20 protein-coding genes are annotated in these 21,839 nt (G+C 30.9%); all 20 read left to right on the top strand.

The genetic code is table 11. The annotated features are described in order from the left end of the window. Window positions 1–188: 188 nt before the first annotated feature. The gene (locus tag CC89_RS01275; RefSeq protein WP_051931373.1) at window positions 189–1,310 is read left to right on the top strand and encodes a stage II sporulation protein P; all 1,122 of its coding nucleotides are present in this window, start codon (window positions 189–191) and stop codon (window positions 1,308–1,310) included. Between the two features lie 1,367 nt (window positions 1,311–2,677). Then, window positions 2,678–4,483 carry a translation elongation factor 4 gene (lepA, locus tag CC89_RS01270; RefSeq protein ID WP_035288186.1) on the top strand — a complete coding sequence of 602 codons (1,806 nt, stop codon included), beginning with the start codon at window positions 2,678–2,680 and terminating at the stop codon, window positions 4,481–4,483. Between the two features lie 76 nt (window positions 4,484–4,559). Further along, window positions 4,560–5,678 carry a radical SAM family heme chaperone HemW gene (gene hemW, locus CC89_RS01265; protein WP_051931369.1) on the top strand — a complete coding sequence of 373 codons (1,119 nt, stop codon included), beginning with the start codon at window positions 4,560–4,562 and terminating at the stop codon, window positions 5,676–5,678. Window positions 5,679–5,928: 250 nt separating this feature from the next. Further along, on the top strand, window positions 5,929–6,969 hold the full coding sequence (gene hrcA, locus CC89_RS01260) for a heat-inducible transcriptional repressor HrcA (protein WP_035288182.1): 1,041 nt from the start codon (window positions 5,929–5,931) through the stop codon (window positions 6,967–6,969). A 31-nt stretch (window positions 6,970–7,000) separates the two neighbouring features. Then, complete coding sequence (grpE, locus tag CC89_RS01255) at window positions 7,001–7,633, top strand: nucleotide exchange factor GrpE (RefSeq protein WP_286161269.1); 633 nt, start codon at window positions 7,001–7,003, stop codon at window positions 7,631–7,633. A 25-nt stretch (window positions 7,634–7,658) separates the two neighbouring features. Further along, the gene (gene dnaK, locus CC89_RS01250; protein ID WP_035288177.1) at window positions 7,659–9,509 is read left to right on the top strand and encodes a molecular chaperone DnaK; all 1,851 of its coding nucleotides are present in this window, start codon (window positions 7,659–7,661) and stop codon (window positions 9,507–9,509) included. A gap of 70 nt (window positions 9,510–9,579) precedes the next feature. After that, entirely contained in the window at window positions 9,580–10,728 is a 1,149-nt protein-coding gene (gene dnaJ / locus CC89_RS01245) for a molecular chaperone DnaJ (protein ID WP_035288175.1), read from the top strand. A 268-nt stretch (window positions 10,729–10,996) separates the two neighbouring features. Beyond that, window positions 10,997–11,944 carry a 50S ribosomal protein L11 methyltransferase gene (prmA, locus tag CC89_RS01240; RefSeq protein WP_035288173.1) on the top strand — a complete coding sequence of 316 codons (948 nt, stop codon included), beginning with the start codon at window positions 10,997–10,999 and terminating at the stop codon, window positions 11,942–11,944. 1 nt (window position 11,945) lies between these two features. After that, the gene (locus tag CC89_RS01235) at window positions 11,946–12,698 is read left to right on the top strand and encodes a 16S rRNA (uracil(1498)-N(3))-methyltransferase (RefSeq protein WP_035288171.1); all 753 of its coding nucleotides are present in this window, start codon (window positions 11,946–11,948) and stop codon (window positions 12,696–12,698) included. After that, the gene (gene mtaB, locus CC89_RS01230) at window positions 12,698–13,993 is read left to right on the top strand and encodes a tRNA (N(6)-L-threonylcarbamoyladenosine(37)-C(2))-methylthiotransferase MtaB (RefSeq protein WP_035288170.1); all 1,296 of its coding nucleotides are present in this window, start codon (window positions 12,698–12,700) and stop codon (window positions 13,991–13,993) included. The genes CC89_RS01235 and mtaB overlap by 1 nt, the downstream gene beginning before the upstream one ends. An 87-nt stretch (window positions 13,994–14,080) precedes the next feature. Beyond that, window positions 14,081–14,425 carry a histidine triad nucleotide-binding protein gene (locus CC89_RS01225; protein WP_035288169.1) on the top strand — a complete coding sequence of 115 codons (345 nt, stop codon included), beginning with the start codon at window positions 14,081–14,083 and terminating at the stop codon, window positions 14,423–14,425. Between the two features lie 119 nt (window positions 14,426–14,544). Then, a complete protein-coding gene (gene rpsU, locus CC89_RS01220; RefSeq protein WP_035288167.1) occupies window positions 14,545–14,721 on the top strand; it encodes a 30S ribosomal protein S21 in 177 nt (58 codons plus the stop codon). A 29-nt stretch (window positions 14,722–14,750) separates the two neighbouring features. Beyond that, entirely contained in the window at window positions 14,751–15,197 is a 447-nt protein-coding gene (locus CC89_RS01215) for a GatB/YqeY domain-containing protein (RefSeq protein ID WP_035288166.1), read from the top strand. Between the two features lie 105 nt (window positions 15,198–15,302). Continuing rightward, complete coding sequence (yqfC, locus tag CC89_RS01210; protein WP_035288164.1) at window positions 15,303–15,587, top strand: sporulation protein YqfC; 285 nt, start codon at window positions 15,303–15,305, stop codon at window positions 15,585–15,587. Between the two features lies 1 nt (window position 15,588). Then, a complete protein-coding gene (gene yqfD / locus CC89_RS01205) occupies window positions 15,589–16,746 on the top strand; it encodes a sporulation protein YqfD (protein WP_051931368.1) in 1,158 nt (385 codons plus the stop codon). 91 nt (window positions 16,747–16,837) lie between these two features. Next, window positions 16,838–18,940, top strand: a complete 2,103-nt coding sequence (locus tag CC89_RS01200; RefSeq protein ID WP_051931366.1) for an HD family phosphohydrolase — start codon at window positions 16,838–16,840, stop codon at window positions 18,938–18,940. A gap of 14 nt (window positions 18,941–18,954) precedes the next feature. After that, window positions 18,955–19,455: an rRNA maturation RNase YbeY gene (gene ybeY / locus CC89_RS01195; RefSeq protein ID WP_035288159.1), complete on the top strand. Its 501-nt coding sequence runs from the start codon at window positions 18,955–18,957 to the stop codon at window positions 19,453–19,455. Between the two features lie 254 nt (window positions 19,456–19,709). After that, entirely contained in the window at window positions 19,710–20,411 is a 702-nt protein-coding gene (locus CC89_RS01190; RefSeq protein ID WP_035288158.1) for a diacylglycerol kinase, read from the top strand. 99 nt (window positions 20,412–20,510) lie between these two features. Beyond that, window positions 20,511–20,915: a cytidine deaminase gene (locus CC89_RS01185; RefSeq protein ID WP_035288156.1), complete on the top strand. Its 405-nt coding sequence runs from the start codon at window positions 20,511–20,513 to the stop codon at window positions 20,913–20,915. A 21-nt stretch (window positions 20,916–20,936) separates the two neighbouring features. Further along, a complete protein-coding gene (gene era / locus CC89_RS01180) occupies window positions 20,937–21,821 on the top strand; it encodes a GTPase Era (RefSeq protein ID WP_035288153.1) in 885 nt (294 codons plus the stop codon). Window positions 21,822–21,839 lie beyond the last annotated feature (18 nt).

Raw genomic sequence — 21,839 nt, 5'->3', positions numbered from 1 at the left:
TTAGATTTAAATAGTTCCTTTGCTTCTTATGAAAGTCATTCCAGAGAAATTTCATAATTCAAGTAATGTAATGCTTTTGTGGGATAATAATTTGACATTTTATATAAATTTAGTAATTTTAGTAATATATTTTACTTCTCATTAATATTCTATAAATTAAGAACGCTATAAACAAAGGGGGAGTAAAATTGGATTACAGGAAAATAAATAGAAAGGTAGACTTGAACTTTAATAAAAGGTTTAAACTTATAATGAGTATATGGTGTATTGTGACAATAATGATAATTACTTTATTAAGTCCTCAATTAGTAAATGGATATGAAGTAGGAGGAGAAAACAAAAAGTCTTCCTTTTATGTAAAGGTGTTAAATTATGCCATCCCAACAGCAAAGGTAATAAATAATGACCTTTTAAATAATTACTCTTTAAAGGAGAGTTTTTTGCAGACTTTAGGTATTAAAAGTCCTAAGTCTATATTAAAAAAAGAGATGGCAATTATAGATAAAGACGAATCAGAAAAGGCAGATGAAAATAACAATAGTAAAAAAGGCGAAGATAAAATATATGATAAAGATGGTAAACTAGTGATAGATCCATTTAAATTAGATGATAAAGAAGTATATAAAGACGTACAAGACAATGATGCTACTGCAAAAAATATTGTAAGTCCGGCTTATGATAGTAGCCTTAAAAAAACTTTAAATATGAATAAACCAGAAATACTTATATATCATACTCATACTCATGAAAGTTATAGACCAGGAAACCCCAGCAGTGAAGATCAAAAGGTAAATATATGTTCAGTGGGAGATGTTCTGGCAAATGAATTAATGCAAAATTACGGTATATGTGTAATACATGATAAAACTATCCATGATACCATTTACCCAAAGTGTTACCAAAAATCTGGTGAAACTGTAGATAGGTATTTAAAGAAATATGGTGACTTTAAGTTAATAATAGATATGCATAGAGATTCTGCATCAGATAAAAGGCTCGTTAGTACAAAGTTAAATGGAGAAGAAGTAGCAAGATTTATGTTTGTAATAGAAAAGAGCAATCCTTTAGTGAAAAGTAACCTAGCTTTGACAAATAAATTAGTATCCATAAGTGATAAGTTGTATCCAAATCTTTTAAGAAAACAGAAGATATATTATTATAATAGAGGTATGAGACATTTTAACCAAAATAAGAGTAAGAATAGTATTTTGATTGAAATGGGATCTTATGTGAATACAACAGATGAAGCCAAGAAAACAGCAAAATATATAGCAAGAATATTAGCAGAACACCTAAATAGGAAACAATAAGAATATATTGTGAAGCAAGTGCCATAAGAAAAATCTGTCTTTAAGTCCACAATAAATATATTTTATTAGACTGTTCGCAATACGCCAAGGAATTCTAATGTTTTCAAATTCCAATACCCTAAAGCTTTCAAACTCGCTTCTAACGGCGCTCAAACATGAAAGCTTCTTAACGGGTATTGAAATTTGAAAACAAAGAATTTCTAAAGCTAGCTCAATAGTCTAAGAAAATATATTTATTGTTACCTTAAAGACAGATTTTTCAGTTCATGCGTACATTACTTATGGGAGGAGAAAGCCTACTAAAGGAGGATTTTCCTCCACTATGTTACGGAAAATCTTTAATTAAATAAATGGAATAGCAAAAAAAGCTATAACAATTTCATTAAATAGAATAGTTATAGCTTTTCTTTAAGGGCTTAACAATCTTTTATTGGCGATAGCCAGCCTAAATAAACTCCGCCTGAAAATTAAGAACTGCCACTAAATCATTTTGGGACTAATATAAATCCTTAGTCATCAAATGTTTTTTAGTACTAGGTTCTAGTTTTTAGCTGTTAGAATTTGTTGTTATAATACATATTTATGTTTCTTAACATATATGCCGATCATTCATTATAAATGAACAGGCTCACGCCAAAAAAACTTTATAAAGCACTAAATAAGGCCTAATATATTTTGCCGTGAAGCATTGATTTATATAAATCTTAAATTTGTAGTGTAGACCAGGTAAGAGCTCTTATCTATTACCTATTACTTATCTACAAGTTCTTATTTATCCAACAATTAAAGTTATATATTCTTATATATAAATCCTAATTATGCCTACGTATTTAGGCTGGCTGCCGCCAATAAAAGATTTTCCATAACGTAGTGGAGGAAAATCATCCTTTAGTTAGCTGTATTCTTCCATAGATAGCTTATGCATGAACCGAAAAATCACACTTTAAGGGAGTGAAAAAATTGGAATTGGGGACTATGGAACTAGCTTTAGAACTTCTTATGTTTGCAGATTTCAATTCCCGTTAAGAAACCTTCTTGTTTGAGGGACGCAAGGAGCGAGTTAAGGTTTTAGGGAATTGAAATCTGCAAACATGTAGAAGTTCTTAGCGTATTGTGATTAGTTCCAAATTACAATTATTTCACGGACTTAAAGTGTGATTTTTCTTATGGCACTTACTTCACAATTTTCTTATGTCTTGACATGGGCTCAGGTGATTGTGGTATAATTTACTGTGATTTAGTTTACCTTAAAAAATGGATTATTATATATGCATAAATAATATTGATTTATAAAAAATAGGTTAATGGATACTAATTATGGAAAAATAGTTTTCGTATAGGTTAAGTTAAGAAAGGCGGTAGTAGAGATGAAAGGTGGAAGACAAAAGTACATAAGAAACTTTTCTATAGTAGCACATATAGACCATGGTAAGTCTACCCTTGCGGATAGATTGATAGAAGAAACTGGCACATTGACTCGTAGAGAAATGGAAGAACAGGTTCTTGATAGCATGGAGCTAGAGAGAGAAAGAGGAATAACTATAAAGTCTAAGGCAGTAAGACTTGTATATAAAAGTGAAGATGGAGAAGAATATATATTAAATTTAATAGATACTCCGGGACATGTAGACTTTAACTACGAAGTTTCAAGAAGTTTAGCAGCTTGTGAAGGGGCTATTTTAGTGGTAGATGCTACTCAAGGTATTCAGGCTCAGACATTGGCTAATTGCTATTTAGCAGTGGATCACAACTTAGAAGTGGTTCCAGTAATAAATAAGGCGGATTTACCTAGTGCAAGACCAGATGAAGTGAAAAATGAAATAGAAGACGTAATAGGCATAGAAGCTCATGCTGCACCAGTTGTATCAGCTAAAACAGGATTAAATATAAAAGATGTTTTAGAAGCTATAGTAGAAAAAGTACCTGCACCTAAGGGAGATGAAGAAGCACCTCTAAAGGCGTTGGTGTTTGATTCTTACTATGATAGTTATAAAGGTGTTGTTTCATTTATAAGAGTTATAGATGGAACTATAAAGCAAGGAACTAAGATGAAGTTTATATCCACAGGAAAAGAATATGAAGTAACAGAAGTAGGTATTTTTGCACCTAATTTTTATCCTGTAGAAGAGTTAAAGGCAGGGGAAGTTGGTTACTTTACGGCATCTATTAAAAATGTAAGAGATGCTCGTGTAGGTGATACAGTTACAGAAGCTAAGAGACCTACTGCAGAGGCGCTTCCGGGATATAGACCAGCTATACCAATGGTGTATAGTGGAATTTATCCTGTGGATGGAGCTAAATATGATGAATTAAAAGAGGCTTTAGAAAAGCTACAAATAAATGACGCAGCTCTTTTATTTGAACCAGAAACATCTGTAGCACTTGGTTTTGGATTTAGATGTGGATTTTTAGGACTTTTACATATGGAGATTATGCAGGAGAGAATTGAGAGAGAATTTGATTTAGACATAATAACTACAGCACCTTCTGTTATATATAAAGTTTATAAAACTGATGGAACTCATATGGATATAACTAATCCAACTAATTTGCCAGATCCATCAGAGATTAGAGCTATGGAAGAACCTATAGTAAAAGTTTCTATAATAACACCTTCTGATTTCGTAGGTTCCATAATGGAATTATGTCAAGAAAGAAGAGGAAATTTTATAAACATGGAATACATAGAAACTACAAGAGTGGTTCTGCATTACCAATTACCTCTTAATGAAATAATTTATGATTTCTTTGATGTATTAAAATCAAGGACTAAGGGATATGCTTCTTTAGATTATGAATTGGATGGGTATAAGGAGACAGAACTAGTAAAACTTGATATACTTCTAAATGGAGATGTGGTGGACGCACTTTCTATGATAGTGCCAAAGGAAAGGGCATACAGTAGAGGAAGAAACACTGCTGAAAAATTAAAAGAAATTATCCCAAGACAAATGTTTGAAATTCCAATACAGGCAGCGGTAGGGTCTAAAATAATTGCAAGAGAGACTGTAAAAGCTTTAAGAAAAGACGTACTTGCTAAATGTTACGGAGGAGATATATCTAGAAAGAGAAAACTTTTAGAAAAGCAGAAAAAAGGTAAGAAGAGAATGAGACAGGTAGGTTCTGTGGAAGTCCCACAGGAGGCATTTATGTCCATACTTAAGGTTGACTAGAGATTGATGAATAGGGACTGGTAACTGGGCACTAGAGAACAGTAGAACAGTTGCTAAAAACAGGGAGGAATTTAAAATGAGTAAAGCAGTAGGATTATATATTCATATTCCATTTTGTAAACAGAAGTGTCTTTACTGCGATTTTCCTTCTTTTAGTGGAAAAGAATCTTTTATGATGAATTATGCTAAAGCCTTAAGTAAAGAGATAAGTGGAGTTAAAAATAAAATAAATACCATATTCATAGGTGGGGGTACTCCCACCTATTTGTCTTTAGATGCATGGAAAGTTATAAAGAAGGCTTTAGATGGTTTAAAAAAGGAAAAAGATTTGGAGTTTACTATAGAGGGGAATCCAGGAACTTTTACAGAGGAAAAACTTAAGTTTTTCAAGAAAATGGGGGTAAATAGAATTAGTATTGGACTTCAAGCTTGGCAAGATGATATTTTAAAAACTTTAGGAAGAATTCATAATCTAGAAGATTTTAAAAAAAGTTATGAAATGGCTAGAAGGTGTGGATTTAAAAACATAAATATAGATTTGATGTTTGGACTTCCTAATCAAACTTTAGAGCAGTGGAGAGAAACTTTGAAAAATACTATAAGTATGGAGCCAGAGCATCTTTCTTGTTACAGCCTTATAGTAGAAGAGGGAACAGCCTTTTATAGAAATTTAGAAAATTTATCTCTGCCTTCAGAAGAAGAGGAGAGAAGTATGTATATTGAAACAATAAAGTTTTTAAAAGAAAATGGATATGAGCAGTATGAAATATCTAATTTTTCTAAGGAAGGTAAGCGTTGTAGACATAATCTGATTTATTGGAATTTAGAAGAATACATAGGTTGTGGCTCAGGAGCTCATTCCTATTTAAATAGCGAAAGATACTGTAATACAGAAGATATATGTGAATATATTAAACTTATGGAAAAAAATAATAGTGCTCAGATAGAAAGGCATAAAAATACTCCGAAGGAAGATAAAGAAGAATATATTTTTATGGGTCTTAGGAAAATAGAGGGCATCTCTAAAAAAGAATTTAAGAAAAAATTTAATATAGATATTTATACTTTATATGGAGATATTATAAATAAATATAAAGCCATTGATTTAATTATTGAAAGTGAAGATAGAATTTTTTTATCTACAGATGGCATACAGGTATCAAATAGTATAATGAGTGATTTTATACTAGATTAGATTTCTTATGTTAAATTGGACTATTTATATTGCTTATGCCACATAAATAGTAATGTTTAAAATGAGAAACATATTAAGGAAGAGTAATAAGTAGATATATTGAGAAAAATATGGATAAGTAATATTAAATAGTACTAACTGAAATTTATATTATATAGGCTATATTGACAAAAAAAATTTAGAGTGATATGTTTAAAACATAGTCGTTAGCACTCAATGCTAATGAGTGCTAATAAAAGAGGTGATATTTATGAATATAGATGAAAGAAAAATAAAAATACTTCAAGCTATAATTCACGACTATATAAACACAGGAGAACCTATTGGCTCAAGAACCATAGCGAAAAAATATGATTTAGGAATAAGCTCAGCAACTATAAGAAATGAAATGTCTGATTTAGAAGAGATGGGTTATTTAGAACAACTTCACAGCTCTTCTGGAAGAAAACCTTCGGATAAAGGATACAGATTATATGTGGATGAGTTTATGCAACTACCTACAATATCACCTGAAGATGAATTTACAATACAAAAAAGTATTATGGATTTAGCTATTTTTCAAATGGATAAGACCATTCAAGAAGTTACAGAATTATTATCGCAGCTTACAAAGTTAACATGCATTATAAAGGCGCCTTCTTTAAGACAGAGCTATATAAAGCATATTCAGTTAACACCAATAGATAATTCAAATTTACTTTTAACTATTGTTACTGATACAGCTTTAGTTAAAAATGCAATAGTAAGGTTAGATATAGAAATAGATGATGAATGGATTCTAAAACTTAATAATTATATTAACCAAAAGCTAAGATATAAAACTGTGGAGGAATTTTTTCATAAGATAATTTATGAAATAGAGGATGAACTTCAAAATAGTTATGAAATCCTAGAAGTTATTATAAGCACATTAGCAGATGCTTTGAGAGAAATCGATGATGCTCAGTTTTATTTAGGAGGAGCTACGAACATATTTAATTATCAAGAATACAATGACATAGATAGTGCTAGAAGATTTTTAAATCTTTTAGATGACAAGGAAAAGATAAGATTGTTATTAAATGAAGGACTTAGCCCTAATGAAGTATCTATAAAGATAGGAACTGAGAATTTCATAGAGGGTGCAGAAAATTGTAGTGTCATATCTGCTATTTATAGTATAAACAATAGGCCTTTAGGAGCTGTTGGAATTATAGGACCTACAAGAATGCACTATCCTAAGGTGATATCTATATTAAGTGAAGTCATAAAGACTCTAAATAAGAATTCTTCAGATAACCTTCATAAATAAAGGTTATAAAAATATTAAGGCGGTGGTACATTTGACAAGTGAGGAAAAAAAAATAAAAGAAGATCTGAGTGATGAGACAATACTTGAGGATAAGACAGCAGAGGAAATAGAAAATCATGAGGAAGAGAACAACTCTCCAAAAGGAGAAAAAAAGGATGAAAAAGAAGATTTAATAAAAAAATTAGAAGAGGATAAAAAAAATCTTCAAAAGGAAAATAAAAGTCTTAAAGATGAAGAGACTAAATTAAATAATGAAAACAATGCATTGAAAGATAGATTGGAAAGAGTAGTTTCTGAGTATGATAATTATAGAAATAGAACATCCAAAGAAAAAGAAGCTATTTATGATGATGCCTGTGAAGATGTACTTAAGCATATGTTCCCTGTACTAGATAACTTGGAGAGAGCTATAGAAGTGGAGGGCTGTGTAGAGGACATCAAAAAAGGCATAGAAATGACTATAAAGCAATTTAAAGATAGTTTTGAGAAAATAGGTGTAGAAGAAATATCTACAGAAGAAGGTTTTGATCCTAACTTCCATAATGCAGTAATGCATGTGGAGGATGATAATTATAAAGAAAAAGAAGTAGTTGAAGTATTTCAAAAAGGATACAAAAAAGGAAATAAAGTTTTAAGATACAGTATGGTTAAAGTTGCAAACTAACCAGTATATATAGGAGGTAATAAAAATGGGAAAAATAATAGGAATTGACTTAGGAACAACAAACTCTTGTGTTGCAGTTATGGAAGGTGGAGAACCAGTTGTAATACCAAATGCAGAAGGTGCTAGAACAACACCATCAGTTGTATCATTTCAAAAGGATGACAGCAGACTTGTAGGTCAAGTTGCTAAAAGACAGGCAATAACTAACCCAGATAAAACAATAATATCTATAAAGAGACACATGGGTACTGATTATAGAGTACCAATTGACGATAAAAAGTATTCACCAGAAGAAATATCAGCAATAGTACTACAAAAAATGAAGGCTGATGCTGAAGCATATTTAGGAGAAAAGATAACTCAAGCAGTTATAACTGTTCCAGCTTACTTTAATGATAGCCAAAGACAGGCTACTAAAAATGCTGGTAAGATAGCTGGCCTTGAAGTTTTAAGAATAATAAATGAGCCAACAGCAGCTTCACTTGCTTATGGTCTTGATAAAATGGACACAAATCAAAAGATATTTGTATATGACTTAGGTGGAGGTACATTTGACGTATCTATACTAGAATTAGGAGATGGAGTATTTGAAGTTAAAGCAACTAATGGTAATACAAAATTAGGTGGAGATGACTTCGATAATAGAATAATAGATTTCATTGCAGAAAACTTTAAAAATGAAAATGGTATAGATTTAAGAGGAGATAAAATGGCGCTTCAAAGATTAAAAGAAGCTGCTGAAAAAGCTAAAATAGAATTATCCTCAGCTATGCAAACAAATATTAACTTACCATTTATAACTGCAGACGCTACAGGCCCAAAACATATAGATATGGACTTAACAAGAGCTAAATTTAATGAATTAACTGCTGATCTAGTAGAAGCTAGTATAGAGCCTATGAGAAAAGCACTTAGCGATTCAGGTCTTTCAATAAATGACATAGATAAAATAGTACTTGTAGGTGGTTCTACTAGGATTCCTGCAGTTCAAGAAGCAGTTAAGAATTTTACAGGAAAAGAGCCAACTAAAGGAGTTAACCCAGATGAATGTGTTGCACTAGGAGCTGCTATACAAGCAGGTGTACTTTCAGGAGACGTTAAGGATGTACTTCTTCTAGATGTTACTCCATTAACTTTAGGAATAGAAACATTAGGCGGAGTTGCAACTCCATTAATAGAAAGAAATACAACTATTCCAACTAAAAAGAGTCAAATATTCTCAACAGCAGCAGATGGTCAAACATCCGTTGAAATTCACATAGTTCAAGGTGAAAGAAAAATGTCTTCAGACAATAAGACTTTAGGAAGATTCCAACTTTCAGGAATACCAGCGGCTCCAAGAGGAATACCTCAAATAGAAGTTACATTTGATATAGATGCTAATGGTATATTAAATGTTTCAGCTAAGGATAAGGGAACAGGAAAGGAAGCAAAAATAACAATAACAGCTTCAACTAACCTTTCTCAAGACGAAGTTGAAAAAGCTATGAAAGAAGCAGAACAAAATGCTGAAGCAGATAAGAATAAAAAGGATTTAATAGAAGCAAAAAATAATGCTGAACAAGTAGCTTACCAAACAGAAAAAACATTAGAAGAACTTGGAGATAAAGTAACAGATGCTGAAAAATCAGACATAAAAGCTAAAGTAGAGAATTTAAAGAAAGTTAAAGATACAGATGATTTAGAGGGAATTAAAAAAGCACAAGAAGAATTAACAACAGCTTTCTATGCAATATCTTCTAAAATGTATGAGCAACAAGCTGGTGCTCAGGGCGCAGGTCCAGACATGGGTGGTGCTTCAGCAGAAAATGCAAATACTAAAGGATCAGATGACAATGTAGTAGATGCAGATTATAAAGTAGAAGACGATAAATAATAGATTAAAGTAAATAAGGGGAGGATTTATTGCCTTCCCTTAATTTGGGTTATTAGGTGGTGAAATAAATTTGGCTAGTAAAGATTATTATGAAATCCTGGGACTACAAAAGGGAGCCAGTGATGAGGAAATAAAAAAGGCTTTTAGGAAGATGGCATTAAAATACCATCCAGATAGAAATCCAGACAATAAAGAAGCTGAAGAAAAGTTTAAAGAAGTAAACGAAGCATATCAAGTGCTTTCTGACCCTAATAAGAGAAGTCAATATGATCAATTTGGTACTACAGATTTTAATGGTGGTGCTGGAGGCTTTGGTGGATTTGATTTCTCAGACTTTGGCGGTGGAGGCTTTGGTGGATTTTCAGATATATTTGAAAACATCTTTGGAGGTGGAGGTGGCTTTTCTGGAAGAAGAAGGCCAAATGGACCTCAAAGAGGTGCTGATTTAGAATACACATTAAGGTTAAAATTCGACGAAGCTATTTTTGGAGTAGAAAAAGAAATTTCTATAGATAAAAATGAAAAATGTGAAAAGTGTAATGGTACAGGTGCAAAATCAGGTACTTCTCCAGTAACCTGTGATAAATGTGGCGGCTCTGGACAGGTGAAGGTTCAAAGAAATACTCCACTAGGAAGCTTTGTAAGCGTTGGAACTTGTGATAAGTGCGGAGGAAAAGGTACCATAATAAAAGAAAAGTGTGTTCATTGTGGCGGAAAAGGAACTATAAGAAAGAGAAAAAAAATAAAGATCAATATACCTGCAGGAGTAGATAATGGAAATGTACTTCCTATAAGAGGTCAAGGGGAACCAGGAAAGAACGGAGGCCCTTCTGGAGATCTTTATGTAAATATAATGGTGGAACCACACCCAAACTTTAAAAGAGATGGAATCAATATATATATAGATACACATATAAGCTTTGGAAAAGCTACTTTAGGGGCAGAAATAAAAGTTCCTACAGTGGATGGATCAGTTAAATATAAAGTGCCAGCTGGAACTCAACCAGGCACAGTATTTAGACTTAAAGGAAAAGGTGTTCCTAGAATAAATAGTAAATCTAGAGGAGACCAGTATGTGAAGGTTATAGTAGATGTACCTAAGGATTTAAATGAGGCACAAAAGAAGGCTATTCTAGACTTTATGGAAGCTAGTGGTGAAAAATACGAAGGTGACAAAAAAGAGTCTTTTGTAGATAAATTAAAAAACTCATTTAAATGATTAAACTATAAAAAGGTACAATGCGATGGAACTATGAAATTTCATAATTCAGGTAATGTAATGCTTATTCTGGGATAATCATTTAAATAAATTTGGCCGCTTAACTTAAATAAGAGTTAGGCGGTTAGTTTTTTGCCAATGAATTATAGGTGCATACAATTAAAGAAATTCCCTATGAATTTCAACCTTAATTTTAAATTAAAGTATACATAGTGAAATATTATGTGATAATATATTATAAGAAAATAATTAGTATGGGGGAAACGATATGGTAGATAAAGAATGGATTGAAGTTACAGTTATAACTAGTAGTGAGGCTGTAGAAGCAGTTTCAGGCATTTTATATAATACAGGAGTTAAAGGTGTAGCTATACAGGATTCCCAAGATGTAGAGTTTAAAAAGAAACACCCAGGAGATTGGGATTATTTTGATGAAAAACTTTTAGATATAGAGGACGGAGCAGTAATAAAAGGATACTATAAAGAAGATGAAAAATTCCAATCCTACATTAAGTACATAGAAGAAGGAGTAAATTCCTTAGAAGAATTTGGTATAGATAAAGGTAAAGGAATTGTTGTATATAATAAAGTAAATGAACAGGATTGGGAAAATAACTGGAAAAAGTATTATAAACCTACAAAAGTGGGAAACAAAATAGTAGTAAAGCCTATTTGGGAAGAGTATAGCAAAAAAGATGATGAAATAATTTTAGACTTGGATCCAGGCATGGCTTTTGGAACAGGAACACATGAAACCACTAGAATGTGTATAAAGGCTTTAGAGAAATATGTAAAAGAAGATTCTACAGTATTTGATATAGGAACAGGTTCAGGAATATTATCTATAGCAGCAGCAAAACTAAATGCTAAAAAAGTAATAGGTGTAGATTTAGATCCTGTAGCTGTAGATTCTGCTAATCAAAATGTAGGCTTTAATAAATTAAATAATATTGAAATATTACATGGTAACTTAATGGAAGTAGTTAAAGGAAAAGCTGATATAGTAATTGCTAATATAATAGCAGATATTATAATGTTTTTGACTAAGGATGTTAAAAACTTTATAAAAGAAGATGGTTATTTTATATCATCAGGAATAATATTAGATAGAAAAGATGATGTAGTTAAATGTTTAGAAGAAAATGGCTTCACTATTGAAGAATTAAATATAGATGGTGAATGGTGCTGTATAGTGGCTAAAGAAGGGAAGAATTAGGTTGCATAAGTTTTTTGTATCTAATGAAAATATTGTAGATGAATGGGTTAATATAATTGGTGATGATGTAAAACATATATATAAAGTTTTAAGATTAAATATTGGTGACAAAATTTGTATAAATAATTGCTCCGGACAGGAATACTTAGCTGAGATAAAAGAAATAGATAAAAAAGAAGTAAAAGCTCAAATATTGGAAAAAATGGACACTGACAATGAGAGTTCTATAAATGTTACTATATATCAAGGACTTCCTAAGGCATCAAAAATGGATTTGATAGTTCAAAAGAATACGGAACTGGGAGTTAAAGAAATAACGACTGTTATCACAGATAGAGTAGTGGTTAAAGGTGAATTAAAAGAATATAAAAAAGTTGACAGGTGGAATAGAATTGCATTAGAAGCTTGTAAACAAAGTAAAAGAAGTTATATTCCAAAGATAAATAGTCCTTTAGAATTTGACCAAATGCTAGAGGAATTATCTAATTTTCAATTAATAGTGGTTCCATATGAAAATAAAAAAGCATATGGAATTAAGAAACTAGTAGAGGATATAAAAGAACTGCAAATTAAAAATGTTGCTATTGTTATAGGACCAGAAGGTGGATTTGAATATAAAGAAATAGCTAAGCTTCAGGAAATGGGGGCTTATATAGTTACGTTGGGTCCTAGGATTTTAAGGACAGAGACTGCGGGATTTACTTGTTTGAGCATAATAATGTATGAATTAGGAGATTTAGGAGGAAATATGTAATGAAGGTTGCTTTTGCTACTTTAGGCTGTAGAGTAAATCTATATGAGACAGAAGCTATGATGGAAAAATTTATAAAAGAAGGATACCAAGTGGTGGAATTTGATGACTTTGCAGATGTGTATGTAATAAACACCTGCACTGTTACTAACACTGGAGATAAAAAGTCAAGACAAATGATAAGAAGAGCTAAGAAGAAAAATCAAGATTCCATAGTGGCGGTAGTGGGATGTTATGCTCAAATTGCACCAGATGAGATTTCTAGTATAGAAGGGGTAGATGTGATTCTGGGGACTAGAAATAAGGGAGATATAATCTACTGGATAAATAGAGTTAAAGAAGAAAAAGAACAAATGGTAGTGGTGAAGGATGTATTAAAAAATAATAGTTTTGAAGATTTAAATATACAAGAATATCAAGATAAAACTAGAGCTTTTCTTAAAATACAGGATGGCTGTAATAGGTTTTGTTCATATTGTCTAATACCTTTTGCTAGAGGGGCTGTGTGCAGCAAATATCCAGAGAGAGTTTTAGAAGAAGTTAAAAAACTTTCAGAACACGGTTTTAAAGAAATAATATTATCAGGAATTCATATAGCATCCTATGGGAATGATTTAGAGGGTAATTGGGATTTAGTAAGGATATTAGAGGAAATAAACAATGTAGATGGAATAGAAAGAATAAGAATAGGTTCCATAGACCCTACTTTCTTCACAGAAGAAGTTATAAAAAAAGTAGCATCCCTAGAAAAATTATGTCCACATTTTCATTTATCACTTCAAAGCGGATGTGATGAGACTTTAAAAAGAATGAACAGGAGATATACTGCAAAAGAGTATGAAGAAGCTGTTGATAATTTAAGAAAATATATAAAAGATGTATCTATAACTACGGATGTTATAGTGGGATTTCCAGGAGAAACTGAAGAGGAATTTCATGCTACATATAATTTCTTAAAACATATAGAACTATCAAAGATGCATATATTTAAGTATAGTCCAAGAAAGGGAACTAAAGCTGCTCAAATGGCAGAACAAGTAGATGGAAATATAAAAGAAGAAAGAAGTAGTAAATTAATTTCTCTAGACAAGGAATTAGAAAATAAATTTATAAGTAAATTTGTGGGAAAAGAAATGAATGTTTTATTTGAGCAAAATGTACATGGAAATGCAAATTTATATGAGGGATATACGGAAAATTATATAAAAGTATTTATGGAATCTAAAGAAGATTTAAAGGGCAAAATTGTAAAAGTAACAATAACTTTAGCAGAAGGGGAACATGCTCTAGCTAATTAAATTTCCATAGATATTTTTATTCAACTAAGAAGGAATTAACAAAGATCTGTTGAAATATAATAATAAATGGTGAGGAGGTGATATTAAGTGGACGATTGTATATTTTGTAAAATTGCAAAGGGAGATATACCATGTAGCAAAGTATATGAAGATGAAAGAATACTGGCATTTAAGGATATAGAACCTCAAGCACCGTTTCATATATTAATAATACCTAAGAAGCATATAGAGAGTTTAAATTCATTAAGTGAAGAAGATTCTAATATAGTCACTTACATCTTTATGAAAGCTAAGGAGCTAGCTAAAGAGCTAGGGGTGTCTGAGAATGGATATAGAATAGTTAACAATTGTGGTAAGGACGGTGGACAGACTGTTCAGCATTTACATTTTCATATGCTTGCTGGAAGAAATCTTCAATGGCCACCAGGTTAATGTAAAAAAGGTTATTGACACAAGCAGAAGGGCTATTGTATAATTAACAATGTGCTATTTATGCCCAACATCAGCTGTTTAAAATTAAAATAAATCAGCTAGCGGAGGGAGGGAAATACATGTCAGAAATAAAAGTAAGAGAAAATGAATCACTTGAAAGTGCTTTAAGAAGATTTAAAAAAGAATGCGCTAAGTCTGGTGTTCTTTCTGAAGTAAGAAAAAGAGAGCACTACGAAAAACCAAGCGTAAAGAAAAAAAAGAAATCTGAAGCAGCAAGAAAAAGAAAACATAGATAGATTTTTTAAATTTGAAAGAAGGTACGGGTATGTCCCTTAAAGAGAGATTACAACAAGATTGGAAAGATGCATTAAAAGGAAAAGAAAAATTTAAGGCTAACGTTATTAGCATGGCTAAGGCAGCAGTTTTACAAGTCGAAAAGACAGATGGTTCTTCTCTTGATGATCAGCAGATTGTTGAAATCTTAGCTAAGGAAGTAAAACAAAGAAGAGATGCTATAGAAGAGTTTAAAAAGGGAAATAGACAAGATCTTGTAGATGAATCTGAAGAAGAGATAAAGATCTTGATGAATTACCTTCCTCAGCAGTTAACTCAGGAAGAAATCTTTAAAATTATCAAAGCATCGGCTGATGAGGTAGGGGCTAATAGCATAAAAGACATGGGAAAGCTTATGTCAGCAGTGATGCCTAAGTTTAAAGGCAGAGCTGATGGTAAACTTGTTAATAAAATTGTAAAAGAATATCTTAGTAGATAAAGGTTCAGCATTGCTGAACCTTTTTTATTTTTCTCCATTTTTATCATTTATTAAATTTTTTATTCATAAATTTAATATGAAAGGGATGAAAGAGAAGGTGATGTTATGGAGAAAAAAATATATTCAGCAAAAGAGAGGTTTGCAGATAGATTAGAACTTCCTAGAGATGTAGTTTTAAATTTACCTAGGATAACTATATTAGGTAATACTGAAATAACAATAGAGAATCACAAGGGTATTGTACTTTTTGAAGATGAAGTTATTAAAATAAACACTACCATTGGAGTAATAACTATAAATGGGGGGAGTTTTGAAATCTTATTTATAGGTGGGAATACTATAAGCTTAAGTGGAAAGTTTAAGAATATAGTGTATGGAGGAAATGAGTAGTATGGATTTTACTAAGTATAAAAAAAGTACAATACTTTTAGAGATTCAGTGTTTAAGTCCAGAAAGATTTATTAACTTATTGTGGAAGAATAATATATATGTAAAGGATATAAAAAGAATAAATATAACTACAGTTAGAATGATTGTAAACTTAAAAGATTATTCTAAAATAACAGAAGTATCTAAAAGAACTAATACAAGAATAAAAATATTGAAGAGAAATGGGATAGATTTTTTACTAATAAGAAAAAATAAAGTGGTTGCCGTTTCTATTGGAATTATATTATTTATGTGTATAACATATTACTTGTCAGGCTTTGTATGGAAGGTAAATATAGAAACAGAAAAATATCTCTCACCTTACGAAATAAGAAGACAACTTCTAGGATACGGTATAAAAGCAGGTGGAAAAAAATCTAGTATAGATGTGCATAAATTAGAAAAGCAAATATTAAAAGATAATAGCAATGTAATGTGGGTTAAGGTTAGGATAGAAGGGGTAAACTTAAATGTTAGTATTTTTGAAAATCAATCCCCACCTATAATAGTAAAGAATGATGAACCTTGCGATTTGGTAGCTAAAAGAGAAGGAGAAATAATTAGAATATATACTAAGGCAGGTACAGCGGTGGTAAAGGAAGGTGCTGTGGTAAAAAAAGGAGAGTTGTTGGTAAAAGGAGAGCAAGGTACAGAAGAGTCAAGCTATCAAGTTCATGCCACAGGTCAAGTCATAGCAAAAACTTTCTATGAAAAAAGTAAAGAAGTACCTATTACAGTTAAAACGAGAGAAAGAACTGGCAATAAGGTAGAAAAAATTTATATTACGTTGAAAGGAAAGAGAATTTACTTAAAAAATGATTTAAATAAATTTTATAAGTATGATAGAATAGTAGATAATAAAGGTCCCATAATTAAAGAAACGTACTATGAGATTAAAGAAAAACAAGTGATAAATAAAAAGGAGAAGGTAGTAAAAAAAACAGTAGAAGAACTGACTAAAGATATAATAAAAGATATAGATAAATCCGTTAAGATAGTAGACAAAATAATTGATACGAAAAATGTGGGGGACAAATACCAAATAAGACTCCTTTTAATAGGAGAAGAGAATATAGCTATACCACAAGGAGTAGAACGCCATGTGGATAAAGAAAAATAGTTATTAGTTTAGGGTGTGAATAAGAAAACAAAATGCAGATGAAACAGTATGTAGGTTTGAGTTTATTTAACATAAGAGGGTGGGGAGATACATGAATAGAAAGAAGTTTACAGGAATTTTTAGTAAAGGAAAATATAGAAGAAAAATAATATTTCTTTTGGCTTTTATATTTATTTACTCTGTTATGGCTACTTCACTGGTTACCAAAAAGTATAATATTAAAGAAGGTGAAATAGCCAAGGTAGATATAAAAGCAAATAGAGATGTTAAGGATGAAGTAAGCACCAAGGCATTAATAGATCAAGCAATTAAAATTTCAGGACCTCAATATTCGGTAGATAAATCCGTAAAGGAAAAAGTAATTAAGAATATAAATGAGCTTTTAGGTAAAGTAATTGAAATTCAAGAAAGTGCAAAAGCATTGCCAGAAAACGAAAAAATAAATTTATATAAACAAAAAATAGAGGGCTTAAAAAATGCAACGTCCATAAAATTGTCTACAGAAAATATGGAAAGGCTCTTAAGACTAAATGAAGCAGAAACTAGAAGTTTAAATGTAATCCTTAGGGATACTATGACAGAGGTTTATGATAATAAAATAATGGAAGACAAAAAGGAAGATGTAAAAGAAGCAAGAGAAACAATAATATTTAAAATGAATAGTTCCGATTTATCTAAGGCAGGCAAAGAATTAGGAACAATTATAGGGTATACGGAAGTTTTCCCTAACTATGTATTTGATGAAAAGAAAACAGAAGAATATAAGGAAAAGGCTATAAAAGAAGTTCAACCTATTATAATTAAGAAAGATCAAATAATAGTAAAAGAGGGAGAACCAGTAGAAAAAAACCAAATGGACATATTAAAGAGTCTTGGTCTTTTAGATAATAAAAGTTATTTTGAATGGTATCTTTATATAAGTTTGGCTGGCTTAGTTTTGATAGTTATGGCACTTCAATTATACTATCTTAAAAAGTATCATCAAAAAGTATATAAAGATGATAGTAAATTAATACTTATATATATATTAATATTCATATCCTTATCTTTGGCAAGAGTTTTAAGTATAATATCGCCATTTTTAGTGCCATTATCCTGTGTTCCTATGCTTATGACACTTTTGATAGGGCAGAGGGTTGCTTTAACTATAAACGTTATAAATAGCGCTTTAATTGGTGCTGTGGTTGGTTTTAAACCAGAGATTATAATACTAGCAGTTATAAATGCAGTAATAGGAACTATAATATTGAAGAAAATGCAACAAAGAAATGATATATTGTATTCCAGTATATACATGGCTGTAATAAATATTATGTTTACATTTTCATCAGGATTTTTGCTTAGTAATAATGTATTAGATGTTGCTAAAAATGCAGCTTTTGCATTTATATCTAGCTGTATATCAGGAGTACTTACTATAGGATTTTTACCGTTTTTTGAAAGTACTTTTGACATAGTAACTACTATAAAACTTTTGGAATTATCAAATCCAAATAATCCGCTGCTTAGAAAGATTTTATTAGAAGCTCCAGGAACATATCATCACAGTGTACTAGTTGGAAACTTGGCAGAGGTTGCAGCAGAGGCTGTTGGTGGTAATCCGGTTTTAGCTAGAGTTGGAGCATATTATCATGATGCAGGAAAAATAAAAAGACCATACTTTTTTAAGGAAAATCAATTGGGAGGAGAAAATCCTCATAATAAAATAACACCAAACCTAAGCACTCTAATCATAACATCTCATGTAAAGGATGGTTTGGAACTGGCTAAAGAGTATAAAATACCTAAAGAAATACAGGATATAATAACTCAACATCATGGTACCTCACTAGTAAAATATTTTTATTTGACAGTTAAAAATGCTAGCGAAGATCCAGATAGCATTAAGGAAGAAGATTTCAGATATCCAGGTCCTATACCTAATAGTAAGGAATCAGCTATAATAATGCTTGCAGATGGAGTAGAGGCGGCAGTAAGATCCATTAGTAATCCTACTAAAGGTAAGATAGAAGAGATGGTAAATAATATAATAAAGGGAAGATTAGCAGAGGGTCAGTTGGATGATTGCGATTTAACGCTTAAGGATTTAAATAAAATTAGAAAATCATTTTTGAAGGTATTGAGTGGAATTTACCATCAAAGAATAGAATATCCTACAGATAAATGGTCGGAAAAAGCTATCTTAAAAGAGTAAAAGGAGTTAATTATATGTTATATATAGACAACAGACAAGAAAAAATAAATGTAGATGAGCATTTTGAAAGCACTTTAGAGAATATAATAGAATGGGCATTAAAAGAGGAAAAAGTAGATTTAGATTGTGAGATAAGCATTTTATTTGTGGATAATGAAGCCATAAGAGAGATAAATAAAGAACAAAGAGGAATAGATAGAGATACAGATGTGCTGTCATTCCCTATGTTAGATTATCCAGAAGGAAAAGTTTACAAAGATGTTTATTTAAAAAAATCCTTTGATGACAGTTATTTTGATGAAGGAAAACTAGTACTTGGAGATATAGTTTTGTCATTAGAAAAAGGTAAGGCTCAAAGTGAAGAATATGGTCATTCATTTTTAAGAGAGTGCTGTTATTTGACAGTACATTCAGTATTACATTTACTTGGATATGATCATATGGAAGAAGAAGATAAGAAAAAAATGAGGGAAAGAGAAGAAGAAATATTAAATAAATTTAACATAGTAAGATAAAAATAGTCCTCCTTCGAGAGGACTATTTTTAAAATAAAATACTCAGCTTTGACACGTAAATTTCAATAAATTGCTTATAATAATATGATTAACCCACGATAAGGTACAATGTGGTGGAATTATGAAATTTCTAAAATCAAATTTAAACAGTTACTTTGCTTCTTATGAAAGTCATTCCAGAAAAATTTCATAATTCAGGTAATGTAATGCTTTTGTGGGATAATCATAATATGATTATATTAGGTGGTGATAGAATGAAGGAAAAGAGAAAGCTTTTAGATAGTTTTAACGATGCAATTGAAGGTGTAATTTATGCTATAAGAACTCAAAAGAATATGAGAATACATATGATAGCAGCAATACTGGTTTTGATATCATGTTTTTTCTTTGATCTTACCAAAAATGAATTGCTTATAGTCACAATAACTATAACCTTAGTAATATTTGCGGAAATGATAAATACTGCAGTAGAATTTGCAATTGATGCTACCACGAACTACTATCACCCATTGGCAAAAATAGCCAAAAATATAGCTGCAGGAGCAGTTTTTATAACAGCTTTAAATGCAGTACTAGTGGGATTTATATTGTTTTGGGATAAACTTCAATATATTAATTTTTTAACTTTAAAAAAAATAAGAAATGCAGATACCTATATGATGTTTATTATATTGGTAATAGTTTGTATAGCTACAGTGATTGTAAAAGCTATATATGGAGAGGGAACACCACTTAAAGGAGGCATGCCTAGTGGACATAGTGCCTTGGCTTTTTCTATAGCAACAATAATAGCTCTTTTAACAGTGGAGCCATCAGCTATAATATTAAGCTATTTGTTGGCTATAATAGTTGCTCAAAGTAGAGTAGACTCAGAGGTTCACTCTGTAATAGAAGTGGTTCTAGGGGCTTTATTTGGCATTATATTGACCATAATAATATTTAAGTTTTTAAATTAGCCATGTATGTATTACTTGAAAGAGATAAAAATAATGATATAATTTATATACAATGCATAAGAATATACATTAGGAACAATAAAGTTTGGAGGTATGATTATGGAAATAAAAGAATTAATATATAAAGCAAAGACAGCTAGAGAAAAAGCATATTCACCATATTCAAATTTTAAAGTTGGAGCAGCTGTGCTTATGGAAAATGGAGAGGTGTACACAGGATGCAATATAGAAAATGCATCTTTTGGAGCTACAAATTGTGCAGAAAGAACAGCTATATTCAAGGCGGTATCAGAAGGAGCTAAAAGCATAAAGGCAATAGCTTTAATAGGAAGTGAAGAAGAGTTTACTTACCCATGTGGTATATGTAGGCAGGTAATATCAGAATTCGCAGATGAAGATATGAAGATAATAATTGCAAAAAACCAGGAGGAATATATGGTTAAAAATTTAAATGATATATTACCAGGTGCATTTACTAAAAAGGACTTAGGCACATTCAAATAAATAGTTACAAGAGGAGGAAAAATGTTTAAATCTGGATTTATTACAATAATAGGAAGACCTAATGTGGGGAAATCCACATTGACAAATTACTTATTAGGAGAAAAATTATCTATAGTTTCTAATAAACCTCAAACTACTAGAAATAATATACAAACGGTTCTAACAGGAGAGGAATATCAATTAGTATTTGTGGATACACCAGGCATACATAAACCCAAGCATAAATTGGGCGAATACATGGTTGATATAGCCACAGAATCTATAAATAATGTAGATTTAGTATTATTTTTAACCACTGCAGATGTAGAAGTAGGTAAGGGAGATATATATATATTAGAGCAGTTGAAAAATATCAATAAACCTGTATTTTTAGTGGTTAATAAAATGGATGAAAGTAATCCGGAAAGGATAGCAAAAACTTTAGAAAATTATGCAGAAGCCTATGGATTTAAAGAAATAATTCCCATATCAGCTAAAAACGGGAAAAATGTAGATACGCTTTTAAATTTAATGATAGAGAATATGCCAGAAGGACCTATGTATTATCCTAAAGATATGATAACTGATGTACAGGAAAGATTCGTAGTTACAGAAATTATCAGAGAAAAAGCACTGAGACTTTTGAAAGAAGAAGTACCGCATGGAATAGCTGTAGAAGTTATATCTATGAAGCAAACAGAAAGTGGAAAATATAAAATAGATGTAAATATAATATGCGAAAAGAAGTCCCACAAGGGCATAATAATAGGTAAACAAGGCACTATGCTGGGTAAAATCACAAGATATGCTGAGGAAGATATGAAAACTTTCTTAGGACAAAAGGTTGACTTGACCATATGGGTTAAAGTAAGAAAAGAGTGGAGAGATGATAATAATCTCTTAAAGGAACTTGGATATAAAAAGTAAAGTTTCCATAAAGTTAAT

Source organism: Clostridium sp. KNHs214 (genome assembly GCF_000744935.1).
In the GTDB taxonomy this organism is placed as follows: Bacteria; Bacillota; Clostridia; order Clostridiales; family Clostridiaceae; genus Haloimpatiens.
The sequence above is the reverse complement of the archived record's forward strand: the minus strand, read 5'-3'. Positions and strand labels throughout refer to the sequence as shown.

Excerpts from the sequence above, each read along its gene's own strand:
- CC89_RS01215 (WP_035288166.1), top strand. The coding sequence starts at position 14,751 with ATGTCCCTTAAAGAGAGATTACAACAAGATTGGAAAGATGCATTAAAA.
- lepA (WP_035288186.1), top strand. The coding sequence starts at position 2,678 with ATGAAAGGTGGAAGACAAAAGTACATAAGAAACTTTTCTATAGTAGCA.
- mtaB (WP_035288170.1), top strand. The coding sequence starts at position 12,698 with ATGAAGGTTGCTTTTGCTACTTTAGGCTGTAGAGTAAATCTATATGAG.
- yqfD (WP_051931368.1), top strand. The coding sequence starts at position 15,589 with ATGGATTTTACTAAGTATAAAAAAAGTACAATACTTTTAGAGATTCAG.
- dnaK (WP_035288177.1), top strand. The coding sequence starts at position 7,659 with ATGGGAAAAATAATAGGAATTGACTTAGGAACAACAAACTCTTGTGTT.
- era (WP_035288153.1), top strand. The coding sequence starts at position 20,937 with ATGTTTAAATCTGGATTTATTACAATAATAGGAAGACCTAATGTGGGG.
- CC89_RS01185 (WP_035288156.1), top strand. The coding sequence starts at position 20,511 with ATGGAAATAAAAGAATTAATATATAAAGCAAAGACAGCTAGAGAAAAA.
- yqfC (WP_035288164.1), top strand. The coding sequence starts at position 15,303 with ATGGAGAAAAAAATATATTCAGCAAAAGAGAGGTTTGCAGATAGATTA.
- ybeY (WP_035288159.1), top strand. The coding sequence starts at position 18,955 with ATGTTATATATAGACAACAGACAAGAAAAAATAAATGTAGATGAGCAT.
- rpsU (WP_035288167.1), top strand. The coding sequence starts at position 14,545 with ATGTCAGAAATAAAAGTAAGAGAAAATGAATCACTTGAAAGTGCTTTA.
- hrcA (WP_035288182.1), top strand. The coding sequence starts at position 5,929 with ATGAATATAGATGAAAGAAAAATAAAAATACTTCAAGCTATAATTCAC.
- CC89_RS01200 (WP_051931366.1), top strand. The coding sequence starts at position 16,838 with ATGAATAGAAAGAAGTTTACAGGAATTTTTAGTAAAGGAAAATATAGA.
- hemW (WP_051931369.1), top strand. The coding sequence starts at position 4,560 with ATGAGTAAAGCAGTAGGATTATATATTCATATTCCATTTTGTAAACAG.
- CC89_RS01190 (WP_035288158.1), top strand. The coding sequence starts at position 19,710 with ATGAAGGAAAAGAGAAAGCTTTTAGATAGTTTTAACGATGCAATTGAA.
- prmA (WP_035288173.1), top strand. The coding sequence starts at position 10,997 with ATGGTAGATAAAGAATGGATTGAAGTTACAGTTATAACTAGTAGTGAG.